This window comes from Rhodococcus sp. KRD197, assembly GCF_017168235.1.
Taxonomy (GTDB): Bacteria; Actinomycetota; Actinomycetes; order Mycobacteriales; family Mycobacteriaceae; genus Rhodococcoides.
The window spans coordinates 213,012-235,757 of sequence record NZ_JABFAO010000016.1 but is presented as its reverse complement, the minus strand read 5'-3'; the positions used below and the strand labels follow the sequence as shown (position 1 = coordinate 235,757).

The window sequence follows — 22,746 nt, the reverse complement described above, 5'->3', positions numbered from 1 at the left end:
TCCGTAGACTGCGGACCATGGCACTCGATCATGGCGACCCAGGCGACGCCCCTTCGACTCCTCCCCCACTGAACGAGATCCACCCCGTGGAGCGGCCGACAGCGGCCGAGGAAGCCCGGACCGTCGCGGCATCGACGAATATCGCGACATTGGCGAGCCTGAGCGAAGACGGCGCGCCGTGGGCGTCCTATGTCACCTACGGAATGGTGAACGGTTCGCCGGTTCTGTGCGTCTCTCGCATGGCCGAGCACGGTCGGAACCTACATCGAGAACACCGCGCCAGCCTGTCGATCGTGGCCCCCGAATCTGCCGCAGATCCGCTCGCAGTTGCGCGCGTCACGCTCGCTGGTGTTGTCGAGGAACCGCGGGCCGGGGAGATGGAGGCTGCTCGCGCGGCTCATCTCGATGCCGTGCCCGCGGCCAAGTACTACATCGACTACAGCGATTTCACGCTGTGGATCTTGCGCGTTCACCGTGCTCGCTGGGTGGGCGGCTACGGACGAATGGACTCGGCGACCTCTGCGGACTACCTCCGCGCGAAGCCGGATCCCATCTCCCCCAATGCTGCCGGAGCGATTGAGCATCTGAACGACGATCACGCCTCCTCACTCCTCGAGATGGCCAGGCATCTCGGCGGCTTTCCGGACGCGACTTCCGCTACCTGCACATCCGCAGACCGCCACGGGCTCGACCTCAGCGTTTCCACTCCTCGCGACAACGCCGCGACCCGCGTCGGGTACGCGCAGCCGATCGGAGACATTGCCGAACTGCGTGCGGCCACGGTGGAATTGGCACGGCGAGCCAGAAATCACTGACCCGAGGAGTACCGGGCTCCTTCAGCGGCGTAGTTCGTGGGAGAGCGTTTCCAGTTCGTCGCCGCCTGCCATCTCCTTCGTCAATTCGTCGAGGGTGATGTCCTCGTAGGTGCAATCGAGTTTCTGTCGACCGCGGTTCAGCAGCACGAAATGGTCGCCGACCATGTAAGCGTGGTGCGGGTTGTGCGTGATGAACACCACGCCGAATCCCTGCTCCTTGGCCGCGGTGATGTAGCGCAGCACCATCCCCGACTGTTTGACGCCCAGTGCCGCAGTCGGCTCGTCCAGGATGAGGACGCGCGCGCCGAAGAGAATTGCGCGGGCGATGGCGACACACTGACGCTGTCCGCCGGAAAGCGATCCGATGGGGGCATCGACGTCGGGGAGATCGATGCCCATCTTGTGGAGTTCTTCGATGGTCGTCGCACGCATGGCGGAGACATCCAAGGACCGGAACAGTCCCTTCTTGCGTAATTCTTGGCCGAGGAAGAAGTTTCGCCACACCGGCATCAGTGAGACGACGGCGAGATCCTGGTAGACCGTGGCGATTCCCTTGCGGAGAGCGTCCTTCGGTGAGCTGAACTTCGTCTCGACCCCGTCGACGAGGAGCTCGCCCTCGGTCTGCTGATGCAGACCGGCCATGATCTTGATCAGCGTCGATTTTCCTGCTCCGTTGTCGCCGAGAACACCGGTCACTTCACCGGCACCGACTCGCAGGTTGATTCCGGAAAGGGCGATGATGTTGCCGTAGGACTTACCGACATTCTTCAGTTCGATCAGCGGGGTCTTCCCGCCGTTCGACGAGGGTTCGGTGGGGGCTTCGGCTGTAGTGGACATGGGTCACCCTTTTGCTGCGTAGTTGCGGAAGCTGGTGTTGGCGATGACGGCGAACAGCAGCATCGCTCCGAGGAAGAACTTGAACCAGTCAGGATTCCAGCCGGCGTAGACGATGCCCTGGTTGGCCATACCGAAGATGAACGCACCGATCATGGCGCCGACGGTGGTGCCGTAGCCACCGGTGAGCAAGCAGCCACCGATGACGGCAGCGATGATGTAGAGGAACTCGTTGCCGACACCTTGGCCGGACTGCACGGTGTTGAACGCGAACAACAGGTGCATTCCCACGAACCAGGCGCAGAAGCCGACGAACATGAACAGACCGATCTTGACCCTGGTGACCGGCACGCCGATGGCACGAGCCGAGTCCTGGTTGCCACCGACCGCGAAGATCCAGTTGCCGATTCGGGTCTTCATCAACACATAGGTGGAGATCGCTGTGAACAGCAGCCACCAGATCACGGTGATGCGGAGCGAGATCCCGAAGATGTTGATCGAGGAGGCGAATGCCCTTTGCGCGGAGTCGAAGCCGGCCATATCGGAGATCGACGGGGTGGCTACCTGACCGGTGACCAACTTTGTGACGGCAAGGTTGATGCCGGTGAGCATCAAGAAGCTGGCCAAAGTGATGAGGAAGGATGGAATCTTCGTCTTCATCACCATGTAGCCGTTGAAGAAACCCACACCCAGCGCGAGTACCAGGGCCAGTGCGGAACCGAGCCAGACATTGAGGTGAAGGTTGTAGGCGATCATCGACGCCATCAGCGATGAGAAAGTCACTGCTACACCGGTGGAGAGGTCGAACTCTCCACCGATCATCAGCAGTGACACACCGATTGCCATGATGCCGATGGTCGACGATGCATACAACACGGTGGCGAGCGCTTCCGGAGACCGGAAGGGAGGTGCGACGATGAAGAAGAAGACGAAGATGACGATCGCTCCGAACAGAGCGCCGATCTCCGGGCGAAGTAAGGCTCGCTGCAACGGTTTCCGCTTCTTCACCCGCTCATCCGTGATGACGTTGTGTTTCGACAGATCCAAGTCGGCCTGCGTACTCATGACTATCCTTCCGTGCTGGTGGCGGTCGGCCAGGTTCGTGTTCGGTCCAGGCCGACCGCTCGCCTAGGAGACTGCTGAAATATGCGGGATATGGGGAACTGGGCTCGCGGGCGGCTGTCCCGGTCCATGAGTAACAGGATCCCCAAAGTGTGTGCGAAGATCCGGATTTCCCGTCGAAGGCAGGAAATCCGGGGCCACGAGTACTGCGGAAGCACCCCGGCCGGGTGCGGGGCTCACCCACCGCCTATCCAAGGGCCCAGACCCCGTCCTCGACGCCCAACCCGAGGGACCGACTCGTCGGACTACTGCACGGCTGCCTACGACACCGCACCAAATACGACGAACACATCGCCTGGGCACACCGAACGGAACAACAACCCACCGCCGCTTGACAAATTACGGCCCTGGGATGTCTAACTAGCGGGTTCCGTTCCGGGCGTACTCGGCGATGGAGTCGATGTTGGATGCGTCGATGAATGCGGGACCGGTCAGAACCGGCTGTCCGCCACCGATGGTGTTTCCGTTGTTCAGGTACAGCCACAGCGAGTCCACTGCAAGGTATCCCTGGAGGTAAGGCTGCTGGTCGATCGCCCATTCGACGTCGCCGGACTGAATAGCGTCGACGAGTGCGGCGTTGGTGTCGAACGTGACCACGGTGGCATCGCTACCGGCATTGGCCTTGGACTGCACGGCCGTCAGCGCGATCGGCGCGCCGAGTGCGACGATGTGGTCGATGGTCGGGTCCTGCTGAAGCTTGGCCGTGATGGTGGCTTCCACCGACGGCATGTCCTCGCTGTTGACGTTGAGGATTTCTGTACTACCGCCTGTGAATCCCTCGGTCACGCCTGCGCATCGCGATTCGAGGGCGACCTGGCCCTGTTCCTGGATGATGCAGAGCACTTTGGTTGCGCCGTCGGCGGTGAGGCGCTCGCCTGCGGTACGTCCGGCTATCGTCTCGTCCTGTCCGAAGTACTGGCTGACGCCCTGTTCTTCCCAGACGTCGTAGCCGGAATTGAAGGCGACCACAGGGATTCCCTTGGCTGTGGCAGCCTCGACCGCAGGTGCCATGGCGTCCGGCTTCGCAAGCGTGATCGCGATGCCGTCGACGTTCGAGTCGATCGCACTCTGCACCAGGTTCGCCTGGTTGGGTGCCTCCGGGTCGGCAGAGTATCGCAGCTCGATGTTGTCTTTCGCTGCGGCCGCCTCGGCACCCTTGCGGATGAGATCCCAGAACGAATCTCCGGGAACTTCGTGTGTGATCATCGCGATCGTTGCTCGTGGCGTGTCCGCGGTACCTGCATTGGAACCGCCGCCGGTGCTCTCCGGCGCTCCGCCGGTGCTCGAGCAACCCGCGGCCACGGTGGCGCACAGCGCCAGTCCGAGGACAGCGCCTGAGCGCAGTACGCGGAGCGAACCTGTACGTCCCGAGCCGTGACTCGTCTGAAGTGTCATCAATTCTCTTTCTCGACGCCGATCCCCGATGGGTCGGTGGTGAATCACTCGATGTGGCACTCAATATGTAATCCACATCACAAGCAAAGTCAAGACTTTGTCCTGACATTAAAAACTTTCCACAGGTTGCTGTTCGCAGGCCGCGGTTTGCGCATGTTCGACGCACGTCATGCCCCTTGCCGAGACGGAAGAAACGATGGCGACTACCGTTGTGACCACATCTCAATCTTTAGGGAGCAGGTAATGAGCATCCAACCGGTCGAATCGAAACGTCATCGCGTTGTAGTCATCGGTTCCGGTTTCGGCGGTCTGTTCGGCGTGAAGGCGCTCAAGAAGGCCGACGTCGACGTCACTCTGGTAGCGAAGACCACGCACCATCTCTTTCAGCCGCTCCTCTACCAGGTGGCAACCGGGATCCTCTCCGTCGGCGAGATAGCTCCTACCACCCGTGTCATCCTGCGCAAGCAGAAGAACGCCGAGGTCTTGATGGGCGAGGTCATCGACATCGACCTCACCGCCAAGACCGTGACGTCCAGACTCCTCGAGCGCACCACAGTCACACCGTTCGACAGCCTCCTCGTCGCGGCGGGTGCTCAGCAGTCCTACTTCGGCAACGATCACTTCGCCGAGTTCGCGCCGGGAATGAAGACGATCGACGACGCGCTCGAGCTTCGCGGCCGCATCCTCGGCGCCTTCGAACAAGCCGAATTGTCCCACGACCAAGAAGAGCGCGATCGGCTGATGACGTTCGTCGTCGTCGGCGCCGGACCGACGGGCGTCGAGCTTGCCGGCCAGATCGCAGAACTCGCAGACCGGACACTCGACGGGGCGTTCCGCAATATCGATCCACGTGACGCGCGCGTGATTCTCCTCGACGCGGCACCCTCGGTGCTGCCGCCGATGGGCGAGAAGTTGGGGAAGAGGGCGGCCGACCGGCTGAAGAAGCTCGGGGTCGAGATCCAGCTCAACGCCATGGTGACCGACGTCGACAATGACGGTTTGACCGTCAAGGAAAAGGACGGAAGCACCCGACGTATCGAAGCGCAGTGCAAGGTCTGGTCTGCCGGAGTTCAGGGCAGCCCGCTGGGCAAGATTCTCACCGATCAATCGGAGTCGGAAACCGACCGCGCCGGCCGCGTTGTCGTCGAACCCGATCTCACCATCAAGGGCCACCCGAACGTGTTCGTAGTCGGCGACCTCATGCTGGTGAAGGATGTCCCCGGCATGGCGCAGGGCGCCATTCAGGGCGCAACCTACGCAGCCAAGCAGATCAAGGCCTCACTCAACGGTGCCGATCCAGCACAGCGCCAGCCGTTCAAGTACTTCGACAAGGGGTCGATGGCGACCGTCTCTCGATTCAATGCGGTTGCGAAGGTCGGCAAACTCGAATTCAGCGGCTTCATCGCGTGGATGATGTGGCTCGCTCTGCACCTGTATTACCTTGTCGGATACCGCAGCCGAATCACCACCGTCATCTCGTGGTTCGTCACCTTCCTCGGACGCGGACGCGCTCAGATGGCGTCGACCGAACAGCAGGTCTTCGCCCGATTGGCCATCGAGCAACTCAACTCGATAGAAGCGACAGAGAGTCCGGGCGATAGCGGTCGAGCCGACCAGGAAGCCAGAGCCGCAGGCTGATCACCCAGGCTCATTCACACAGAACTCGGCGTCACTCCCGCACTGGATGTGCATGGGTGGCGCCGAGTTCGTGCAGCATGCGATGGACGATCTCGTCGTCGAGCCGATAGGTCATTTTCTTACCGTCCCGCGCCACGGCAACCCAGCCCTCGTTGCGTAACAGCCGCAGCGCATGCGAAACCGACGTCGCCGTCATTCCGAGTGCCGCGGACAGGTCAGTGACACAGATACCTGGCGCGCGGTGCATGCACAACAGGATCCGGAGTCTGGTCGGGTCACCCAGCAGGTCGAATCGCTGCACCCACTCACCGAGATCGTCCACCGCGTCGAGGGCCGCACGCGCTTGTGCCACATGCTCAGGATCGAACGGGCGAAGCACGCCGGCGGTGTCCGAATCGGTCATGACGTCAACGGTAGTGCGTCCAGCCTGGAACCGGTGCAGGTCGTCAGCGATCCTCCCGCGGCCAGCGGCATCCGGACAAGGCTGTGTCCGGAACTGTCGGGGGCTCGCTCGTCCGGGTACCTCAGCGTGCTCGACAACGCCATCGGGGCGTTGAGTGCGTCGTGCCCGGTCGTCCCGACGCCCAACTCCACACGGTGGCGCAAATGCGGACGAGTATCGACATCGCTGCGCATCGACGCACGCCACTGCCCAGCGGACTCACCGCTGCGGCCGATCTGAACGCGCTCGCGAAACTCCACCGAAGACGACGAGGTGAAACGGATGGTCGTGTCGGTGTGGTGAACCGCGTCCGCAGCGACGATCATCGGTTCGGGATCGAAGACGAGGTCGCCCCCCTCGTCCACCTCGAACGACCAGTGCGCGAACGATTCCCTGTTCGAGGCGCTGGGTAGAGCAACCGAGGCCGCAACGCTGTGGACGACGAGCCGAGCACGAGCTGCCACGACGACTCGAATGTGCATCTCGTCGCCGCCGAGAGGTGTTGCAGCCGTGCCGATCATGTGCACGGTATCCGGTCCGGTCAGACGGCCCGACAATCCTCCCGAGGAGATGATGCGCGGACTGCGATCAGCGCTGGCCTCGATGACGAGCTCAGTGCGCATCGGCGTCGGCCGTCTCCTTCAACTGAGTCCTGACCCATTCGAGGACGAGGGTGGCGGCTGGATCCTCGGTCAGCGAGATCATGGCGGTGGGCCGCCCCTCGCGTACTCGCACCGCGTCGCTCTCCATCACGGTGAGGTCTGCTCCGACGTATGGGGCGAGATCGGTCTTGTTGATCACCAACAGATCGGAGAACGTCACGCCCGGACCACCCTTGCGTGGCACCTTGTCGCCACCTGCGACGTCCACGACGAAGATCTGAACATCGATGAGTCCTGACGAGAACGTGGCTGTGAGGTTGTCCCCGCCGGACTCGACGAGAATGAGGTCGAGTGGCGGGTTGCCCTCGACGAGATCGTCGATGGCATCGAGGTTGGCAGTGATGTCGTCGCGGATCGCGGTATGCGGGCAACCACCGGTCTGGACGGCGGTGATCCGTTCGTCGGGCAGTACGGCATGGCGCCGCAGAAAGTCGGCGTCCTCGGTGGTGTAGATGTCGTTGGTCAGCACGCCGAGGGCCAACTCGTCGCGCAGTTCTCGGCACAGGGCCGCGACCAACGCCGTCTTGCCGGAGCCGACCGGGCCCCCGATTCCGATCCGCAGTGGCTCGCCGGGGACACGGACTCGCTTGGGCCGACCGAGTCCGTGGTCGTGCGGTTGTCCGTCGATGAAATGCGGAGGCATGTCATGGCCTTTCTGGAGCTGAGGTGGATCGGAGGTCAGGATACGAAAAGGGGCCGGTCACGATGCGCATGCGACTCGGCCAGCACATCGAGCAGCGGATCGGACAGATCGACGAGCTCGGGCAGATGCGCGCACACCGAGTCGGTGACCTCGTCGCACGTGATCGCCAGACGGAGGGTGCACGCCGCCACCTCGGACGGGTCCAGCGCCAGCAGACGCTGCGCCGCCACCGCGGATCCTGTCATGGTGGTGTAGACCTGGATCGAGGCCACATCCTGCCCAGAGATACCGGCCACGCGACCGACAACTCCGAGCACGACGGCGAGGTGGGGTCGCGGCGGCAATGCCGTCCAATCGTGTTCGGGCCAGCTGACTTTCGCCAACCTGAGCAATCCTCGTCCCTGTGCGCGTGACGCGGCCCTCGCCGCAGGGGACGGTGTTCGTGCGTCACACTCGGCGTCGGCGACATCGGTGGCGACGATCGATTCGCACACCGCCGCCGCGATCGACGCAGACACCGCCCCGGTGGTCCGTAGGCGCCTGTTCAGGAACGCCTCGACCGTCACGAGATCTCGCACGAGTCCTTGCTCGATGGCCTCCTCCACGCCGCCCGAATGCACGTGACCGCCGATCGGCAACCTCGAATCGGCCAGCGACATGACGGTGGCTACCCGTGTGATCGCCGCACTCACGAGATCGCCTGGCAGGCTCCGGCATCCCGCACGGTGTGCCTGCTCAAAACAGGAAGTATCTCTGTGCCATGGGGAGTTCCGTTGCCGGGTCTGCCGTCCATACTTCACCGTCGATCTTCACCGTGAACGTGTCCGGGTCGACCTCGATTCGTGGCTGCGCGTCATTGAGCGGCATATCGGACTTGCCTACGGCCCGAACATTGCCCACAGCGACGAGTCGGCGGTCGCAGTTCAATCGGTCCGCCAGACCGTCCTCGATTGCCTGCGGTGCGACGAAATGCACGGAGGTCGCTGCGGCGGCTTTCGCGGAGGCACCGAACATGGGCCTGGGCAGTTCTGGTTGTGGAGTCGGAATCGAGGCGTTGGCGTCACCCATCTGAGCCCAGGCGATCATCCCGCCCTTGACGACCAGGTGCGGCCGGACGCCGAAGAATGCCGGATCCCACAGGACCAGATCCGCCAGCTTGCCCGGTTCCACCGAACCGATCTCGTGATCGAGCCCGTGGGCGACTGCCGGGCAGATGGTGTATTTCGCGATGTATCGCCTGACGCGGTTGTTGTCGGCACCGACATCGCCGGAGAGCAGGCCACGCCGCTTCTTCATCACATGCGCGGTCTGCCAAGTCCGCAGCACCACTTCGCCGATCCTGCCCATTGCCTGCGCATCGCTGCCGATCATCGAGATCGCCCCGAGGTCGTGCAGTAGATCCTCTGCGGCGATGGTCGACGGCCGGATGCGGCTCTCCGCGAATGCGAGGTCCTCGGGTATCGACGGATCCAGATGATGACAGACCATGAGCATGTCGAGGTGCTCGTCGAGAGTGTTGATCGTGTGGGGCCGTGTGGGATTGGTCGAACTCGGCAAGATGTGTCCTTGCGAGGCGACGGTGATGATGTCCGGAGCGTGACCTCCTCCGGCACCTTCGGTGTGGTAAGCGTGAATGCCGCGTCCGGCGATCGCACCGAGGGTGCTTTCGACGAAGCCTGCTTCGTTGAGAGTGTCCGAGTGCAGCGCGGCCTGAACTCCGGCGTCCTCGCACACCCGCAGGCATGCATCGATGGCGGCCGGGGTCGACCCCCAGTCCTCATGCAGCTTCAACCCGGAGGCGCCTGCGCGTAGTTGCTCCCACATCGCCTCGCTACTGACGGTGTTTCCCTTGCCCAACAGCACGATGTTCATCGGCCAGTGGTCGAGAGCTTCGAGCATTCGAGACAGGTGCCACGCGCCGGGTGTGACCGTGGTTGCCTTGCTGCCTTCCGCCGGCCCGGTCCCACCGCCGACCACCGTCGTGATGCCGCCGGCGAGGGCCTCGTCCATGATTTGGGGGCAGATGAAGTGAACGTGGCAGTCGATTGCACCGGCGGTGACGATCTTTCCGTTGCCGGCGATGATCTCGGTCGACGGGCCGATCACGAGATCGGGGTGCACACCGGACATCGTGTCCGGGTTCCCGGCCTTGCCGAGTGCAACTATTCGGCCGTCTCGAATGCCGATGTCTGCCTTGATGATCCCCCAGTGGTCGACGATCACAGCTCCGGTGATGACGGTATCGGGGGCTCCGTCGGCTCGGGTGGCACGTGACTGTCCCATCGATTCACGAATGACTTTGCCACCGCCGAATACGGCCTCCTCGCCGGCGAGCCCAGGTCCACCGCAGCGGTCCTCGGTGACCTCTATCAGCAGATCGGTGTCGGCCAAGCGAATCCGATCACCGGTGGTCGGGCCGAACAGCTGTGCGTAGCGGGACCGGCTCATGTGCACCATCAAGCATCCAGCTTTCCAGGAGGGGTGAGGCTCAGACCGTGCACTTCGCGGGTACCGCCGATCGGGACGAGATCGACCGTCATCGAGATGCCCGGTTCGAATCGGACGGCCGTCCCGGCCGGGATGTCGAGGCGTCGACCGTGAGCGAGATCCCGATCGTATTCGAGGGCCGCGTTGGCCTGAGGAAAGTGCACGTGGCTGCCGACCTGAACCGGGCGGTCGCCGGTGTTGACCACGTCGATCGTCACGACATCGGCGCCGTCGTTGAGTTCGATCGTGCCCTCGACGGTGATCACCTCACCCGGAACAAGATGCCCGTCATCGCGTTTCGGAGAAATCGGATCGTGCACGGTGATGAGTTTGGTTCCGTCCGGGAATGTGGCCTCGACCTGCACCTCGGGAAGGAGCTCGGGAACCCCGGACATGACGTCGTCGGCGCCCAGCACTTCACGGCCGGTCGCCATCAGTTCCGCCACCGATTTGCCGTCGCGGGCGCCCTCGAGCAGATGGTCGGTGATGAGGGCCACCGCCTCGGGGTGGTTGAGCAACAGCCCGCGCTCACTGCGCCGCCGAGCCAGGTCGGCGGCGTAGCTGATCAGCAGACGGTCCTGCTCGTGTGGAGTCAGCCGCATTGGTCTCCATCCTCATCGGTCTCGGCCGACGTCGATCGGCCCTTTTTCGGTGACGCCAATACTGACACGATTCACGTGGAGCGGCAGCGAACGCCGACATCGGCGGTGATGTCAGGCCTTCGGATCGGGGGACGAAGCCCCGCCGACTGTCCGAGTCAGCAGAGCGTCGAGGACTTCTCGCGTGATCGACGACGAGACGGACTTCAGATCCTGTTCGCTCACCGCGCCCGAGTCGAGTCCGCGCACGAGAACCCCGGCGAGCGCCTGCGCAGTTGCCGGCTCGTCCATCATTCCCCCCGAAGCGCGGTCGAGATATGCCGCCACCCGTGTTGCCGCTGCGGGCATCGCCGACCGGAAGAACGACAGCGTGGCAGTCCACCGGGTCGCGAGGTGCGCTGGGTGCATGTCCCAGCCCTGATAGAAGCCGCGTTCGAGCGAGCGTGTGACCAGTGCGGCGTGGCGAACGATCGCCGATTCTATCTCGTCGGGTGTGCCGACGGGAACGACCTGGGTGGAGCCGTCACACACCCAGACTCCGCTCTGTGCGGCTGCAGCCAACATGACATTCTTCGCGTGATCGGCAACCGGATGTGCGAGAGACTGCTGCGCCGAGGCGATTCCGCACGCTGCGCTGTAATCGTAAGTGCCGTAATGGAGTGACGTGCAACGGCCGTCTGCGTGTCCCAATGCGCGTGCAACCGTGGCAGTGCCGTCACGTCCGACGACAGCCTGTGGGCTCTCGATCTGCAGCTCGAACCGTAGCGAGCGTTCGGCAAGCCCGTGAGCGCGCTCGAGTTCTTCACACAGTGCCACCACGGCGTCGACCTGTTCCACTGCACGCAGTTTCGGCACCGTGAAGACGAATCCGTCGGGCACGCCCCCCGCACCGTCCAGCACCAGCTCGAGTGTCCTGATGGCGCGACCGCGTTCATGGGGCGCAAGCCCTTTGGGGCGAATACCCAGCCAGCTCGGCCCCGACGGATCCGCTGCAAGTCTCGCGAGGACCCGGCCGGCCCGGCGAGCATGATCGTCCTCAACGGAATCAGCGCGCCAGCCGTAGCCGTCCTCGAAGTCGATCCGCAGATCCTGCACAGGGCTGCGTTCGAGGATCTCGCGAACTCTGGGAACGATGCCCGCCGAGTCCAGCGAGTCGAAGACCTCACGGTTTGCCTCGAGCAGAGCCAGTGCATCGCTTCCCCACTGGTGCGGAAGATCCACCGAGGCATCGGAGGCCGACACGTACACGGTGTGGATCGGCTGTCCACCGAGTCGATCACCCGGATAGTCGCGTGCGAGTACAGCATCGACCGGCCCGAGAATCGTGTCGATTCGGTCGTACGCACGTTCGGTGAGGCGAGCGCCAGTGGAGGCCGGCTCGGGCCCGGGGGCTTCGTTCGTCACCGGACCTACTGTCCCAGACTTTCGGTATCGACGATGTTCGCCAGACGTACCTTGCCCTGTGCGACGTGCTTGCCGGCTTCGTTGGTGATGTCGACCTGCCAGATCTGCTGTGTTCGACCTCGATGTATCGGCCGCGCTTCGGCAACGAGGCGTCCCTGACGAGATGCGCGGAGGAAGTCCGTGTTGTTGTTCACGCCGACCACGTGCCCGCGCTCACCCAGCCAGACGCTCGCACCGATACTTGCGAGCGACTCCACCACCGAGCACAGCACTCCGCCGTGCATGATGCCGGCCGGTTGATGCAATGCTGGGGTGACCTCCCATGTGGCGCGAACATGGTCGGCGGAGATGTCGGTGTACTCGAGGCCGACTGCCCCGTCGAAGCCTCGACCGCACAGCTCGGTCATCTGCGCTGGGTCTATATCGCCGAGGTTCGGCGCACCATTCGCTGTTTCGTGTTCAGTCCCGCTCACAGGTTCTCCTCGCTCGCACCAGTGTGCATTCCGGCAACGACGATCGATCACCGCCGCCGAATCAGAACTACACGACCGTGGATGCAGGAAAATCGGCGGGCCTCACATTCGGTGAATGTGAGGCCCGCCGCGCAAGGACCGGGAGTCTCTGCAGCCCTCAGGACTCCGGCACGGTCCGTTCGTGTGTAACGACTCAACTATAGGCAAGGCTTACCTCATTAAGCAATCCCTACGATGCACGCGCTCGTATTCGGCCGATCGGCACGGTTCGATTTCGCACGGGGCGGTTTCGGACGGGGGCGCCCGCCGCGACGAATGCGTCCAGTAGCGCCTGACCCCTCCGCGCACTCTCCGACGCATAGGTCCCGGCCAGTACTGGAACGAGAGTGGAGGCGCCCAGCACCGAATCCCCCACCAGGCTCCAGAAGACGCGAGCATCGATGGGTGACCGGCTCGCGAACGAGCGCAGCACCGCCTCGAGGGAGGTGATGCACCGATGAGCCGTCCACACCAGGAGTGCCTGCTCGCACGGTAGCGTCACCGCACCCGGCTCATCCGCCAGGGCGTCGCCTGGTAGCACCCTCAGTACGGGCGAAGTGACGCCGGCCCAGTCGATGCACCCATCGCTGTCCATATGAATCCACAGGTTGTCGATGCCGGGGTCCCAGGCGCGGCCCTCCAGCACCAGCATGGCGGACACGCGACCGACCACGGCGTGCACCAGGGCTGTCGCAACCTGGATCGCCGCAGACTCGGGTTCTTCGAGATCCTCCATCGACCGAGCAACCATCTGCTCCACGCGGCCGTCGTCCAGCCCGGCCGCGAGCTGCCACCACCGCCGCTTGCTCTCGTTCGCCATCGTCGCCACCGCGTACATCCGCGGATAGTCGGGATTGAGTGAGCGCAGTCGCGCGCTTGCGCGCATCAATGGGCCGCCCTGGCCGCCTCGTTCGGTTGCACGACGTACATCGGCCCAAGCATCGCGTGTCGTGGACACAGCATCGTGAGTCGTGGTTGCTACGGACACCGGAACACTCCCTCGAGTCGACATCATGAACCTTCGGTTCGTTCGATGTAGGTTAGCCTAACCATTAGTAGGCGGGGGTGTGGGACTCGGGTAGCCGCTATACGGCATGCCTTCCCTTACCTGAGCGCACACTACGAACAAGGGTTCCGTAACCTAAGACGCGCCATCTATCGCAGCGAGGAGTCATCACGCAGTGACGACGACACCATCTGCCGACCCGGTCACCTCGTCGGTTCCGGATCTCACCGCGCTGTCGGTGGGCCCGCGCCTCGATTCCGACGACGCGTTCGCCACCGAGGACATCCCTCGTGGTCCGGCGCGGTGGACACCTCGAGCATGGGCAGCGATCGTCGACCTTGCGATCGTTCTGATACCTCTCGCCATCGGGTGGTCCGTGGTCGACTCCCTGCGCGAGGCCAACGGTGGCGGCCAAGCCGATCGCTTCGTGTTCGGCAGTATCGCGCTGGCGGTGACTGCAGGTGTGGCCATCTGGAACGTGGGCTTCCGTGAGGGCCGGGAAGGACAGAGCACCGGCAAACGATGGGCCTCGCTCATCGTCCGGGACAGCGTGACCGGCGACGCGATCGGAGCGAAGCGCGCTGCGCTCCGCAGAATGGGAATCGGCCGGGGAACCAGCGAAGTAGTCCACGAGAAAACTGCCATCGACGAACTGTTCGAACAGGTTCCCCAGGACACGTCGGTGGCGGGCATCCGCAGACGCCGCATACTCGGTCTCATCGTGCTGGCCGTCGCACTGGCGGCAGCGATCCTGGCCAGTATCGCAATAGGCGCCCGACCTCTGACCTTCGACGAAATCGGTCACGCGCTGTTGTCCAGCACGGGCACCGACACCGACATCATCGTGCGGACCCTCCGCGTTCCACGGACGCTGCTCGCTCTCGTAGTGGGCATCGCACTCGGCATTGCCGGCGCGTTGATTCAAGGACACACCCGCAATCCACTCGCCGACGCGGGGCTGCTCGGACTCAACGCCGGCGCAGCATTCTTCGTGGTTCTCTCGATCTACCTGTTCGGATTCAACTCCCCGAGCCAGTACCTCTGGTTCGCTGTCGCCGGGTCCGCGCTCGCCAGCGTCGTCGTCTTCGGGCTCTCGTCGATCGGAAACGGCCGCGCGAGCCCGTTGAATCTGGCGCTGGCCGGGGCTGGCGTCGCCTTCTTTCTCGCGGCGATGACCAACGCCATCGTCATTCTCGATCAGACGAGCCTCGACGGGTACCGATTCTGGTCCGTCGGGTCGGTCGCGGGCCGCGGCCTCGACGTGCTGTGGCAGGTGCTGCCGTTTCTCGTGATCGGCGTCCTCATTGCGTTGGCGAGCACCCCGGGCCTGAACGTCATGAGTCTCGGTGACGACGTCGCCCGCTCCCTCGGCACCAACATCGCACTCACGCGCACGGTCGGCATCGTCGCCATCACATTGCTCACCGGCGCAGCCACCGCCGCCTGCGGCCCCATCGCGTTCATCGGCCTCGTCGTGCCGCACATCGCCCGTGTGGTGACCGGACCCGACTATCGCTGGCTGGTTCCGTACGCGGGCCTGATGGGCGGGGTGATGCTCCTGGTCGCTGATGTCATCGGCCGCGTCGTGGTCCGGCCAGGCGAGTTGCAGGTCGGCATCGTCCTTGCACTGTTCGGTGCTCCGTTCTTCATTGCTTTGGTTCGTCGTCGAAAGCTGGCAAGCCTGTGACCACCGAAGCAGAACCTGTTTCAGCACCCGTCGACGCTCCGAGTCGCCGTGTGCCTTCGCGACCGGCGTTCCGCGTAGGTCCGGTCTCGTTGGTCAGGCGACCGATCATGGTGTTGCTGACCCTCGCCATGCTCACCGCGCTCTTCCTGGTGTTCTGCATCAACATCGGCCGCGGCGACTTCCCGCTGTCCATTCCGCAAGTGATCGATGTCCTACTGGGTGGAGGTTCGCGTATCGATCGATTCATCGTCATCGACCTTCGTCTACCCCGGTCGTTGACCGGAATTCTCGTCGGAGTGGCACTCGGTATGTCCGGGGCGGTGACGCAGTCCATCGCACGCAACTCACTCGCGAGTCCCGACATCCTCGGCATCACGGCAGGTGCCAGCGCAGCGGCAGTCGCGCTGATCGTGCTCGGCGGCGGCGGTACCTTCGTCGGTCTGCTCGCCACTCTCGGACTCCCCCTCGCCGCTCTCATCGGCGGTGTAGCCACCGCAATGATCATCTACGCGCTCGCCTGGAAACGCGGGGTCGAGGGATTTCGACTGATTCTCGTCGGTATCGCCATCAACGCGATGCTCACCGCGGCGATCGGATGGCTGCTCATCAGTGCGGAGATCAACGACGTCTCGCGCGCGCAACTGTGGCTCAACGGATCACTGAACGGCGCAGACTGGTCGACGGTGTGGCCCGTGCTGGTCGCGATCGTCACCGTCGGTGGCTTCGCGCTCGTGTCCACGTTCACCCTCGGCGCGCTTCGGTTGGGCGATGACAACGCGCGATCACTCGGTGTGCGCCTACAACATGGACAAGCATCGCTGCTGTTGGCCGCGGTCGCGCTCGCGGCGATCGCGACCGCGGCCGCCGGCCCCATCGGCTTCGTCGCGCTCGCTGCACCTCAGATTGCCCTTCGCATCCTTCGAACTCCGGGACCCCCGATATTCGCGTCCGCACTCATGGGCGGGCTGCTTGTCGTGGGCAGCGACCTGATCGCGCGGACAGTGCTGCCCGTCGAATTGCCGGTCGGCATCGTCACGTCCGCGCTCGGCGGACCCTTTCTCCTCTATCTGCTCGTCCGTAGTAACCGAAAGGTTTCCGCATGACCACCTTCGAATCGTCGCGACTCGTCGCGGAAGATCTCACCCTCGGATACGGCGACCGCGTCATCATCGAGAAGCTGAACGTGCAAATACACTCGGGAGTCATCACGACGGTGATCGGCCCCAACGGATGCGGCAAGAGCACCCTGCTCAGGTCTCTCGGAAGACTGCTCAAACCCAAGTCCGGAAGAGTGATCCTCGACGGCAAAGCCATCACTTCGATGCGCACCAAAGATGTCGCGCGTGTCCTCGGCATGCTGCCCCAGGCGCCGACCGCGCCAGAGGGTCTGACCGTTGGCGACCTCGTGTCGAGAGGTCGCCACCCCCACCAGTCCTGGATACGTCAGTGGAGCTCCGACGACGAATCCCAGGTCGCGAACGCACTCGAGCTGACCGGCGTCGGCGATCTCGCGGACCGACCGGTGGACGAGTTGTCCGGCGGACAACGTCAACGGGCGTGGATCTCGATGGCGTTGGCGCAGGGCACCGACATCCTTCTCCTCGACGAACCGACGACGTACCTCGATCTCGCTCACTCCATCGAGGTCCTCGACCTGGTCGATCGTCTACACGAGGAGTTGGGGCGGACCGTGGTGATGGTGCTGCACGACCTCAACCTCGCCGTACGCTACAGCGATCAACTGATCGTGATGTCCCAGGGCAAGATCGTCGAGGCCGGAAGGCCGCAGGACGTGATCTCCGAAAAGCTCCTGCTCGACGTGTTCGGACTAGAGGCACGCGTGATCGAAGATCCTGTCTCGGATCGCCCGCTCATCGTGCCGATCGGCACCCGTCACGTCTACGGATCGGTCGGTGGTCCCGTCGAGGCGTCGGAGTCGATGGCGACCGGCAATTAACGTTTGATCATGGTTCTGAGCAGTCGCATGCCATCTCCCAGCGACACGTCGGGGAGATAGGCCCGACCGATCGCGTTCCCGATGCTCGGCAGCGCGGCGGGGTCGGCGAACGTCATGTGCATGGGTTCGTACCGCGGCTGAAATTTCGCCTTGAATGCAAGCAGCGACCGAAATCCGTACACGGGCTCGAGCGTCCTGCCCAGCAGGTCGAGCAGCCGATCGAGGACCCGGGAGAACGTCAGCTCGTCGGTGGTCTCCGCTGACGCCTCGGGCCCCGACTGTGCTCCACGATCTGCAACGACCTTCGCGAGAGGGGCCCCCGACAAACTCAGAATGCGCACGCCCTCCTCCTTCAGCGACACCGCAGCCGAGGCGATCAGGAACTCCATCGTCGGCCGGAACCCCTCCGACCGTCGACGCATGAAGTCCAAGGTCCAGCCGACGATCCTGCCGTTCTCGTATACCGGCATCCACGATGTGATGCCGTGCACCGTTCTGTGTTCGTCGACCGCGATCAAACACCTCACGTGCGGATCGTCGACTTCGTCCAGACCGCCGAGCGTGAACCCCATCTCCGGCATTCCCTTGTCCGCGACCCACTCCTCCGAGATCGCCGTGATCTGGTCCGTGATCGCGAGCGGTGCATCGTGGAAGCTGACCCATTCCGCGCTTATCCCCGCCTTCTTCGCACGGTTCAGCGCGGTGCGAACATCCTGGAAACGTTTGCCCGTGAATGCCAGATTCTCGAGATCGAGGACCGTTTCCTCGCCTACCTGGATACCGCCCCATCCGAGAGCATCGGTGATCTGGCGTACCTGCGGTGTGACCGAGTAGAAGCACGGTATCCAGCCGTTGGTCGATGCGAACTCGGCGAAGTCGACGACGTTCTCGCGCAGCCGCTCTCGCGGCCCGACCGGATCGCCCGTCGTCAGAGCGACACCGGCGATCACCCGGTACGCGACGAAGCTGGTTCCATCCGGTGAGAACCAATACGTGTTGCCCTTCCACAGAGTCATCCACGACAGCGCACTACCAGTGCTCGAGGTCAGAATCGCCCGTGCGCGATTGGTTGCACCCTTGTCGGAATCGGCCGCCGAGGTCGAGAAGGTGCTCAGGATCGCGATACACAGCACGGCCCAGAACAACACACCGGTCCACTCGAACAACACCGTCGCGAGAGTGCTTTCCGGGAGGAATCGTGGATCGAGCCACTGGAGATAGACAGGTGGGAGAAGTCGCTGCGGGAAGTCGCCGATCAGGGCCGCAGCTGTGGGTTCGTTGTCGAATCCACCCCGGGCGAGAAGCCCTCCGAGAACGTAGAGCGCGGCCAGAATCGCGGCCGTCGCGGCTCCGATCACGGTGAACTTTCGGTAAGTACCGCGTGGCGCGGTCACGTCGAAGTATTTGCGTGTCAACAGGAGTACCACCAGCACCGCGAGCGGCAGCAGAAAGGGCACGATCGTGCGGTAGGCCGTGGGCGAGTCGAGACCGTAGAAGACCGAGTCGTTGTCGCCGGCCTCGACGAAACGTATCGCGTAGTTCGCTATCGAGACGACCAGCAGCACGCACTGGGCGACCACCGTCGCGAACCAGGCCGCAGCCCGCCCGCGGCGTAGACCGTCGGCGAGGCACAGCAGAAAGATCGAGGGCATCAGCGACAGGATCGTCGGCCCCACTCCGCCGAGACGCAGCTCCAACAACCCGGTACGGCACTCCGCGTCGCCCGGGGAATCCGCGCAGATCTCGCGCACCTCACCCGGTGTGTAGGGCACGCCACGAATCACCTCACGCAATACCGCGAACGGGCCCACAGCGTTCGGGCTGAGCGCCGCGAGCAGCGGCCCGAGCGCGCTTGCGGCAACCACGAGCGCCACCAGGACACGGCCTTCGCGCTGGGTGCCGGCCAAGCGCGGACCCCGCGCGGACCTGCCGACAAGGACGGGGCCGAGCAACAGACCCACCACGGCAGCTGCGAGCCGAACGACATCCTGGAGATGGCCACTGAACAGTGCCAAGGTGATCAACAGCGCAAGGAGGCCGACCCGGATGCGCCGACGCCACAGAGTGTCCATCCGCGAGCTGGCCACCATCACCACCCCGACAATCCAGGTGGTCGGACCCACAGCCGTACCGACATGCAGGCGAAAGCCCCAATTCGCGTCGAACAAACGAGCAAGAGCCGCGAGACCGAGACCTGCTATGGCACCGAGAACCTGGGTCGCCACCGCTGCCACGGCAAATTTGCGTGAACCGATCCGGCGTTCGATAGGGGCGGCGGCGACGAAGACGCCGACGACGAACACGACGTACCCGATCACCCCGGGCGCCAGCAGACCGGAGGTCACAACGGTCCAGATTCGAAGGTGTTCGAACGCCACGATGCCCAGGGCGAGCTGTCTGCGGACCGTGTCCCCGCCGATCAGCAGTGCAAGCACGCCCAGAGCGGACACGACGAAGAACAAAGCGATGCTGATCGGTGCACCCTTTGCGCCGAAGACCACGAGTGCGCGCAGTCGCACGAATTGCCGCGACGTAGCTCGCCAGGCACCTCCGAATCGAGCGCTGCGGCGGGCGAACCACGATGGCGTGGAAGCCGCGTCCTCGGGGACACGGTCGGACGCCATCTCGGGGGCACTGTCGACGGGACCGGTCATGAGATCAGACCTACTCTCTGCATCAACCACGGCAACTGTTGCTTCAAACCTTCGGACCAGACTGCGAAACTGTGGCCGCCGGGTATTTCCGAGTATCGAACGTCCATGCCTGCCGCTTCGGCTGCCTTGTACATCGCCTGTTGGCCGGCCCGGTACTCGTCGTCGTCGGCGCCGACCACGAACGCGCCACCCGAGTCGGGGAACCGCTTCGTTTCGAGCAGATCCATCGGGTTGACGGCTTCGAACGCGGACTCGTCCCCGCCGAACGCCTCGTTCACGGTGCGGCTGCGATCACCGAGAGTCGGTTCGATCTGCCCCGAAAGGTCGAGGAAGGTCGGGTAGATGTCAGGGTGATTGGTCGCCATCTGGATTGCACAGGTACCGCCGTAGGACAGGCCCCCGATGGCCCAGCTTCGAGGGTTCGGGTCGACCTGAAACGTCGACTCGATCCAGGTCGGCACGTCGCGCGAGAGGTACGTGTCGACGTTGCCGAGCGGTGAATCCACGCACAGCGGGTTGGCCAAGGTGGAACCCGTCGCGTCGGCAACCACGACGACGGGTGCCAGACCGGCATGATCTCGGGCGAAGTCGTTCATCGTCTCGGCCAGCTTTCCCCCGTTCAACCAGTCCTCGGGCTGCCCAGGCTGCCCAGCGAGCAGCACCAGCACGGGAAGAAGCGGACGTGGGTCGGCGAAGTAGGCGGGCGGCAGGTAGATCTGGGCAGGGCGAGCCGAGAAATTCGACGCGGTGGCCTCGATCGTCGCCGAGGTCAGCTCTCCTTCGGTCTGCAGTGAGGGCGGGGGCGACCACACCGTGTCGAGGGGGCTGCCGGTGACCACATCAGCCTCCGGTCCGGGCACCTGATCGAGGCTCACACTGTTGGCGTCGGCGAGGCCGAACAGTGAACCCACTGTGGGATATGCCGCGAACACCATGTTGATCTGAGCTGCGGCCGCGACCACCACCAGCAGAGCCGCCAAGACCGATACGACGCGGGTGAGAACCCTCCGAGCGGCGAGCGTCCGCGGAACCATCAGTAGCAGGGCCGCGAGTGCGACGCCTATCCATACGTAGATGGGGATTTCGATCGGATCGGGAAACGGCCGCCACAGCTTCTCCACGACGAGGTAGATCGCGAGCGTCACCGCTGCCGCGCCGAGGAGGCAAGCGGGGAGCGCTCGCTGCAGATACCAGCGCTTTCGGCACGCAAGGAGCCAGATTGCACCGAGGACTCCCGCCACCGATGCGACGGCGAAGGTCGTATCGCTCACCAGCGAGAGCGACGCGAGCGAGTTCACCGGACTCGGTCGAGACGTCGTGGCCATGACATGAATGCAGAATAAGCACTCTTCTCAGCTGATCGGCGTGGTGTCGCACAACTGGCGGCGAGTCGCCTATGACGGATCACACAACGGTTGCATTTCATGTACTACCCCGAGTAGTACGCATTTGCGTCGGACTACCCGTAGACTCAGAGGAATGGCTGGTCTAGGGGAACTCGAGCGCGCAGTGATGGATCATCTCTGGGATTCTTCGGAGCCCCAGACCGTGCGGCAGGTGCACGAGGCGCTCTCCGCCCACCGTGAGCTCGCGTATACGACAGTGATGACGGTGCTACAGCGTCTGGCCAAGAAACAACTTGTCGTGCAGCAGCGGGACGACAGAGCTCATCGCTACGTCCCCCTGCACGGTCGAGACGAGCTGGTTGCCAGCCTCATGGTCGACGCCCTGGCGCAGGCCCCCGAGTCCGGTGGACGCGCCGCTGCCCTGGTGCACTTCGTCGGCAGAGTCGGCGCCGATGAAGCAGCCGCCCTCCGCGAAGCACTCGCTGCCTTGGAAGTGGCACAATCGGACGAGCCCTCCCACGCTCTCGTCGCAGACGGAAAGTCCGATTGACCCCTCCCCTCGGTTAGTGAGGAAATGAACTCCACCACCGCACTGGTTTTCGCGGTACTCGCCCTGCTGCTCGCGGGGCCGGTTCCTGCGTTTCTGAGCCGTGCGAAGTGGACTCACTTGGCGCCCCGGGCCGCCCTCGTCCTGTGGCAGGCAATCGCCATCGCCGCGGTCCTCTCGGCGTTCAGCTCGGGCCTGGCCATCGGCGGTCTACTGCTCGTTCCGGGTCCCGACGGTCGACCTACGACAGCGCCTACGGACGAGATCGAAGCACTGGGATTTCCCCTGTGGCTCCTTTACATCGTCGTGCTCGCCATCACCCTGGGGATCGGCGCAAAGCTGATGTACTCCGTCGTTCGAGTTGCGGTCCGCACTCGGCGGCGACGAGCACGCCACCGAGTGCTTGTCGACCTGCTCGACCGCAGCACCGACAACGGTCGCCCTTTCCCCTGCATCCGCGATGCCGACGTTCGTGTTCTAGACGCGGTCGAACCGATCGCGTACTGCCTGCCGGGGCTCCGTCAGCGCGTAGTTCTCAGCGAGGGTGTTCTAGCCAGTCTCGATCCGTCCGAGGTGCTCGCAATTCTGAGCCACGAGCGGTCGCATCTACGTTCGCGTCACGACCTCGTTCTCGAGGCGTTCACGGCTGTCAACGAAGCGTTTCCCCGAATCGTTCGAAGCAAGTCGGCATTGGGCAGTGTCCAATTGCTCGTAGAGCTCCTAGCCGACGATTCGGCTGTCAAAGCCACAGGCCCCACTCCCCTCGCGCGGGCGCTCGTCACCTGCGCGGGCTCCACTGCACCGCGAGGAGCACTCGCCGCAGGTGGACCGAGCACCCTGATCCGAGTACAACGCCTCGCTGGGCCAGGAAACGATGCACGAAGAGGTACCGCTGCCTACGTCGCGGCCGCCATCATCCTGATCGTTCCCACGATTTTCGTTGCGATGCCCTGGTTGGTCGAACTCAGCCGACTCATCCGGCATCACTGAGTGTCG

21 protein-coding genes are annotated in these 22,746 nt (G+C 63.9%); 7 read left to right on the top strand and 14 right to left on the bottom strand.

Going from position 1 to position 22,746, the window contains the following annotated elements; all coding sequences use genetic code 11:
• Positions 1 to 17: 17 nt before the first annotated feature.
• Positions 18 to 815 carry a HugZ family protein gene (locus tag J1M86_RS23010; RefSeq protein WP_206511484.1) on the top strand — a complete coding sequence of 266 codons (798 nt, stop codon included), beginning with the start codon at positions 18 to 20 and terminating at the stop codon, positions 813 to 815.
• Positions 816 to 836: 21 nt separating this feature from the next.
• Here J1M86_RS23010 and J1M86_RS23005 read toward each other — a convergent pair whose 3' ends face one another.
• From J1M86_RS23005 to J1M86_RS22995, 3 genes are all read right to left on the bottom strand, one after another.
• A complete protein-coding gene (locus J1M86_RS23005) occupies positions 837 to 1,652 on the bottom strand; it encodes an ATP-binding cassette domain-containing protein (RefSeq protein WP_075839957.1) in 816 nt (271 codons plus the stop codon).
• A 3-nt stretch (positions 1,653 to 1,655) separates the two neighbouring features.
• A complete protein-coding gene (locus J1M86_RS23000) occupies positions 1,656 to 2,714 on the bottom strand; it encodes an ABC transporter permease (RefSeq protein WP_206511483.1) in 1,059 nt (352 codons plus the stop codon).
• Between the two features lie 417 nt (positions 2,715 to 3,131).
• The gene (locus tag J1M86_RS22995; RefSeq protein ID WP_075840275.1) at positions 3,132 to 4,166 is read right to left on the bottom strand and encodes a substrate-binding domain-containing protein; all 1,035 of its coding nucleotides are present in this window, start codon (positions 4,164 to 4,166) and stop codon (positions 3,132 to 3,134) included.
• 243 nt (positions 4,167 to 4,409) lie between these two features.
• Between J1M86_RS22995 and J1M86_RS22990 the strand changes: the two genes are divergently transcribed.
• Complete coding sequence (locus tag J1M86_RS22990; RefSeq protein WP_206511482.1) at positions 4,410 to 5,804, top strand: NAD(P)/FAD-dependent oxidoreductase; 1,395 nt, start codon at positions 4,410 to 4,412, stop codon at positions 5,802 to 5,804.
• 31 nt (positions 5,805 to 5,835) lie between these two features.
• Here the strand turns inward: J1M86_RS22990 and J1M86_RS22985 are convergent, their stop codons facing one another.
• The 9 genes from J1M86_RS22985 to J1M86_RS22945 all read right to left on the bottom strand — a co-directional run bounded on the left by J1M86_RS22985 (position 5,836) and on the right by J1M86_RS22945 (position 13,439).
• Positions 5,836 to 6,207: a helix-turn-helix transcriptional regulator gene (locus tag J1M86_RS22985; RefSeq protein WP_075840277.1), complete on the bottom strand. Its 372-nt coding sequence runs from the start codon at positions 6,205 to 6,207 to the stop codon at positions 5,836 to 5,838.
• Complete coding sequence (locus tag J1M86_RS22980) at positions 6,204 to 6,869, bottom strand: urease accessory protein UreD (protein WP_206511481.1); 666 nt, start codon at positions 6,867 to 6,869, stop codon at positions 6,204 to 6,206. Before J1M86_RS22980 ends, J1M86_RS22985 begins: the two co-directional genes overlap by 4 nt.
• Positions 6,859 to 7,551, bottom strand: coding sequence for an urease accessory protein UreG (gene ureG, locus J1M86_RS22975; RefSeq protein ID WP_206511480.1), 693 nt, complete (start codon positions 7,549 to 7,551; stop codon positions 6,859 to 6,861). The genes J1M86_RS22980 and ureG overlap by 11 nt, the downstream gene beginning before the upstream one ends.
• Positions 7,552 to 7,586: 35 nt before the next feature.
• Positions 7,587 to 8,210 (bottom strand): urease accessory protein UreF, encoded by a 624-nt coding sequence (locus tag J1M86_RS22970; protein WP_075840302.1) that lies wholly within the window; start codon positions 8,208 to 8,210, stop codon positions 7,587 to 7,589.
• A gap of 76 nt (positions 8,211 to 8,286) precedes the next feature.
• A complete protein-coding gene (locus tag J1M86_RS22965) occupies positions 8,287 to 10,008 on the bottom strand; it encodes an urease subunit alpha (protein ID WP_206511479.1) in 1,722 nt (573 codons plus the stop codon).
• Positions 10,008 to 10,640: an urease subunit gamma gene (locus J1M86_RS22960; RefSeq protein ID WP_206511478.1), complete on the bottom strand. Its 633-nt coding sequence runs from the start codon at positions 10,638 to 10,640 to the stop codon at positions 10,008 to 10,010. The genes J1M86_RS22965 and J1M86_RS22960 overlap by 1 nt, the downstream gene beginning before the upstream one ends.
• A 111-nt stretch (positions 10,641 to 10,751) precedes the next feature.
• A complete protein-coding gene (locus J1M86_RS22955) occupies positions 10,752 to 12,041 on the bottom strand; it encodes an aldolase/citrate lyase family protein (protein WP_206511477.1) in 1,290 nt (429 codons plus the stop codon).
• Between the two features lie 5 nt (positions 12,042 to 12,046).
• A complete protein-coding gene (locus J1M86_RS22950; protein WP_075840283.1) occupies positions 12,047 to 12,448 on the bottom strand; it encodes a PaaI family thioesterase in 402 nt (133 codons plus the stop codon).
• A gap of 295 nt (positions 12,449 to 12,743) precedes the next feature.
• Positions 12,744 to 13,439 carry a hypothetical protein gene (locus tag J1M86_RS22945; RefSeq protein WP_241260578.1) on the bottom strand — a complete coding sequence of 232 codons (696 nt, stop codon included), beginning with the start codon at positions 13,437 to 13,439 and terminating at the stop codon, positions 12,744 to 12,746.
• A gap of 358 nt (positions 13,440 to 13,797) precedes the next feature.
• Between J1M86_RS22945 and J1M86_RS22940 the strand changes: the two genes are divergently transcribed.
• The 3 genes from J1M86_RS22940 to J1M86_RS22930 all read left to right on the top strand — a co-directional run bounded on the left by J1M86_RS22940 (position 13,798) and on the right by J1M86_RS22930 (position 17,203).
• Entirely contained in the window at positions 13,798 to 15,246 is a 1,449-nt protein-coding gene (locus tag J1M86_RS22940) for an iron ABC transporter permease (protein WP_307786723.1), read from the top strand.
• 107 nt (positions 15,247 to 15,353) lie between these two features.
• Positions 15,354 to 16,349 carry an iron chelate uptake ABC transporter family permease subunit gene (locus J1M86_RS22935; RefSeq protein ID WP_241260538.1) on the top strand — a complete coding sequence of 332 codons (996 nt, stop codon included), beginning with the start codon at positions 15,354 to 15,356 and terminating at the stop codon, positions 16,347 to 16,349.
• Complete coding sequence (locus tag J1M86_RS22930) at positions 16,346 to 17,203, top strand: ABC transporter ATP-binding protein (protein WP_206511475.1); 858 nt, start codon at positions 16,346 to 16,348, stop codon at positions 17,201 to 17,203. Before J1M86_RS22935 ends, J1M86_RS22930 begins: the two co-directional genes overlap by 4 nt.
• Here the strand turns inward: J1M86_RS22930 and J1M86_RS22925 are convergent.
• On the bottom strand, positions 17,200 to 19,827 hold the full coding sequence (locus J1M86_RS22925) for a DUF2156 domain-containing protein (RefSeq protein ID WP_206511532.1): 2,628 nt from the start codon (positions 19,825 to 19,827) through the stop codon (positions 17,200 to 17,202). The two genes, J1M86_RS22930 and J1M86_RS22925, sit on opposite strands and share 4 nt — an antisense overlap.
• A gap of 26 nt (positions 19,828 to 19,853) precedes the next feature.
• Positions 19,854 to 21,155 (bottom strand): alpha/beta hydrolase-fold protein, encoded by a 1,302-nt coding sequence (locus J1M86_RS22920; protein ID WP_206511531.1) that lies wholly within the window; start codon positions 21,153 to 21,155, stop codon positions 19,854 to 19,856.
• A 181-nt stretch (positions 21,156 to 21,336) separates the two neighbouring features.
• On the opposite strand from J1M86_RS22920, the gene J1M86_RS22915 reads away from it, so the two are divergent.
• Both J1M86_RS22915 and J1M86_RS22910 read left to right on the top strand, forming a co-directional pair.
• The gene (locus J1M86_RS22915; protein WP_206511474.1) at positions 21,337 to 21,753 is read left to right on the top strand and encodes a BlaI/MecI/CopY family transcriptional regulator; all 417 of its coding nucleotides are present in this window, start codon (positions 21,337 to 21,339) and stop codon (positions 21,751 to 21,753) included.
• Between the two features lie 24 nt (positions 21,754 to 21,777).
• Complete coding sequence (locus J1M86_RS22910; protein WP_206511473.1) at positions 21,778 to 22,740, top strand: M56 family metallopeptidase; 963 nt, start codon at positions 21,778 to 21,780, stop codon at positions 22,738 to 22,740.
• Positions 22,741 to 22,746: the final 6 nt, after the last annotated feature.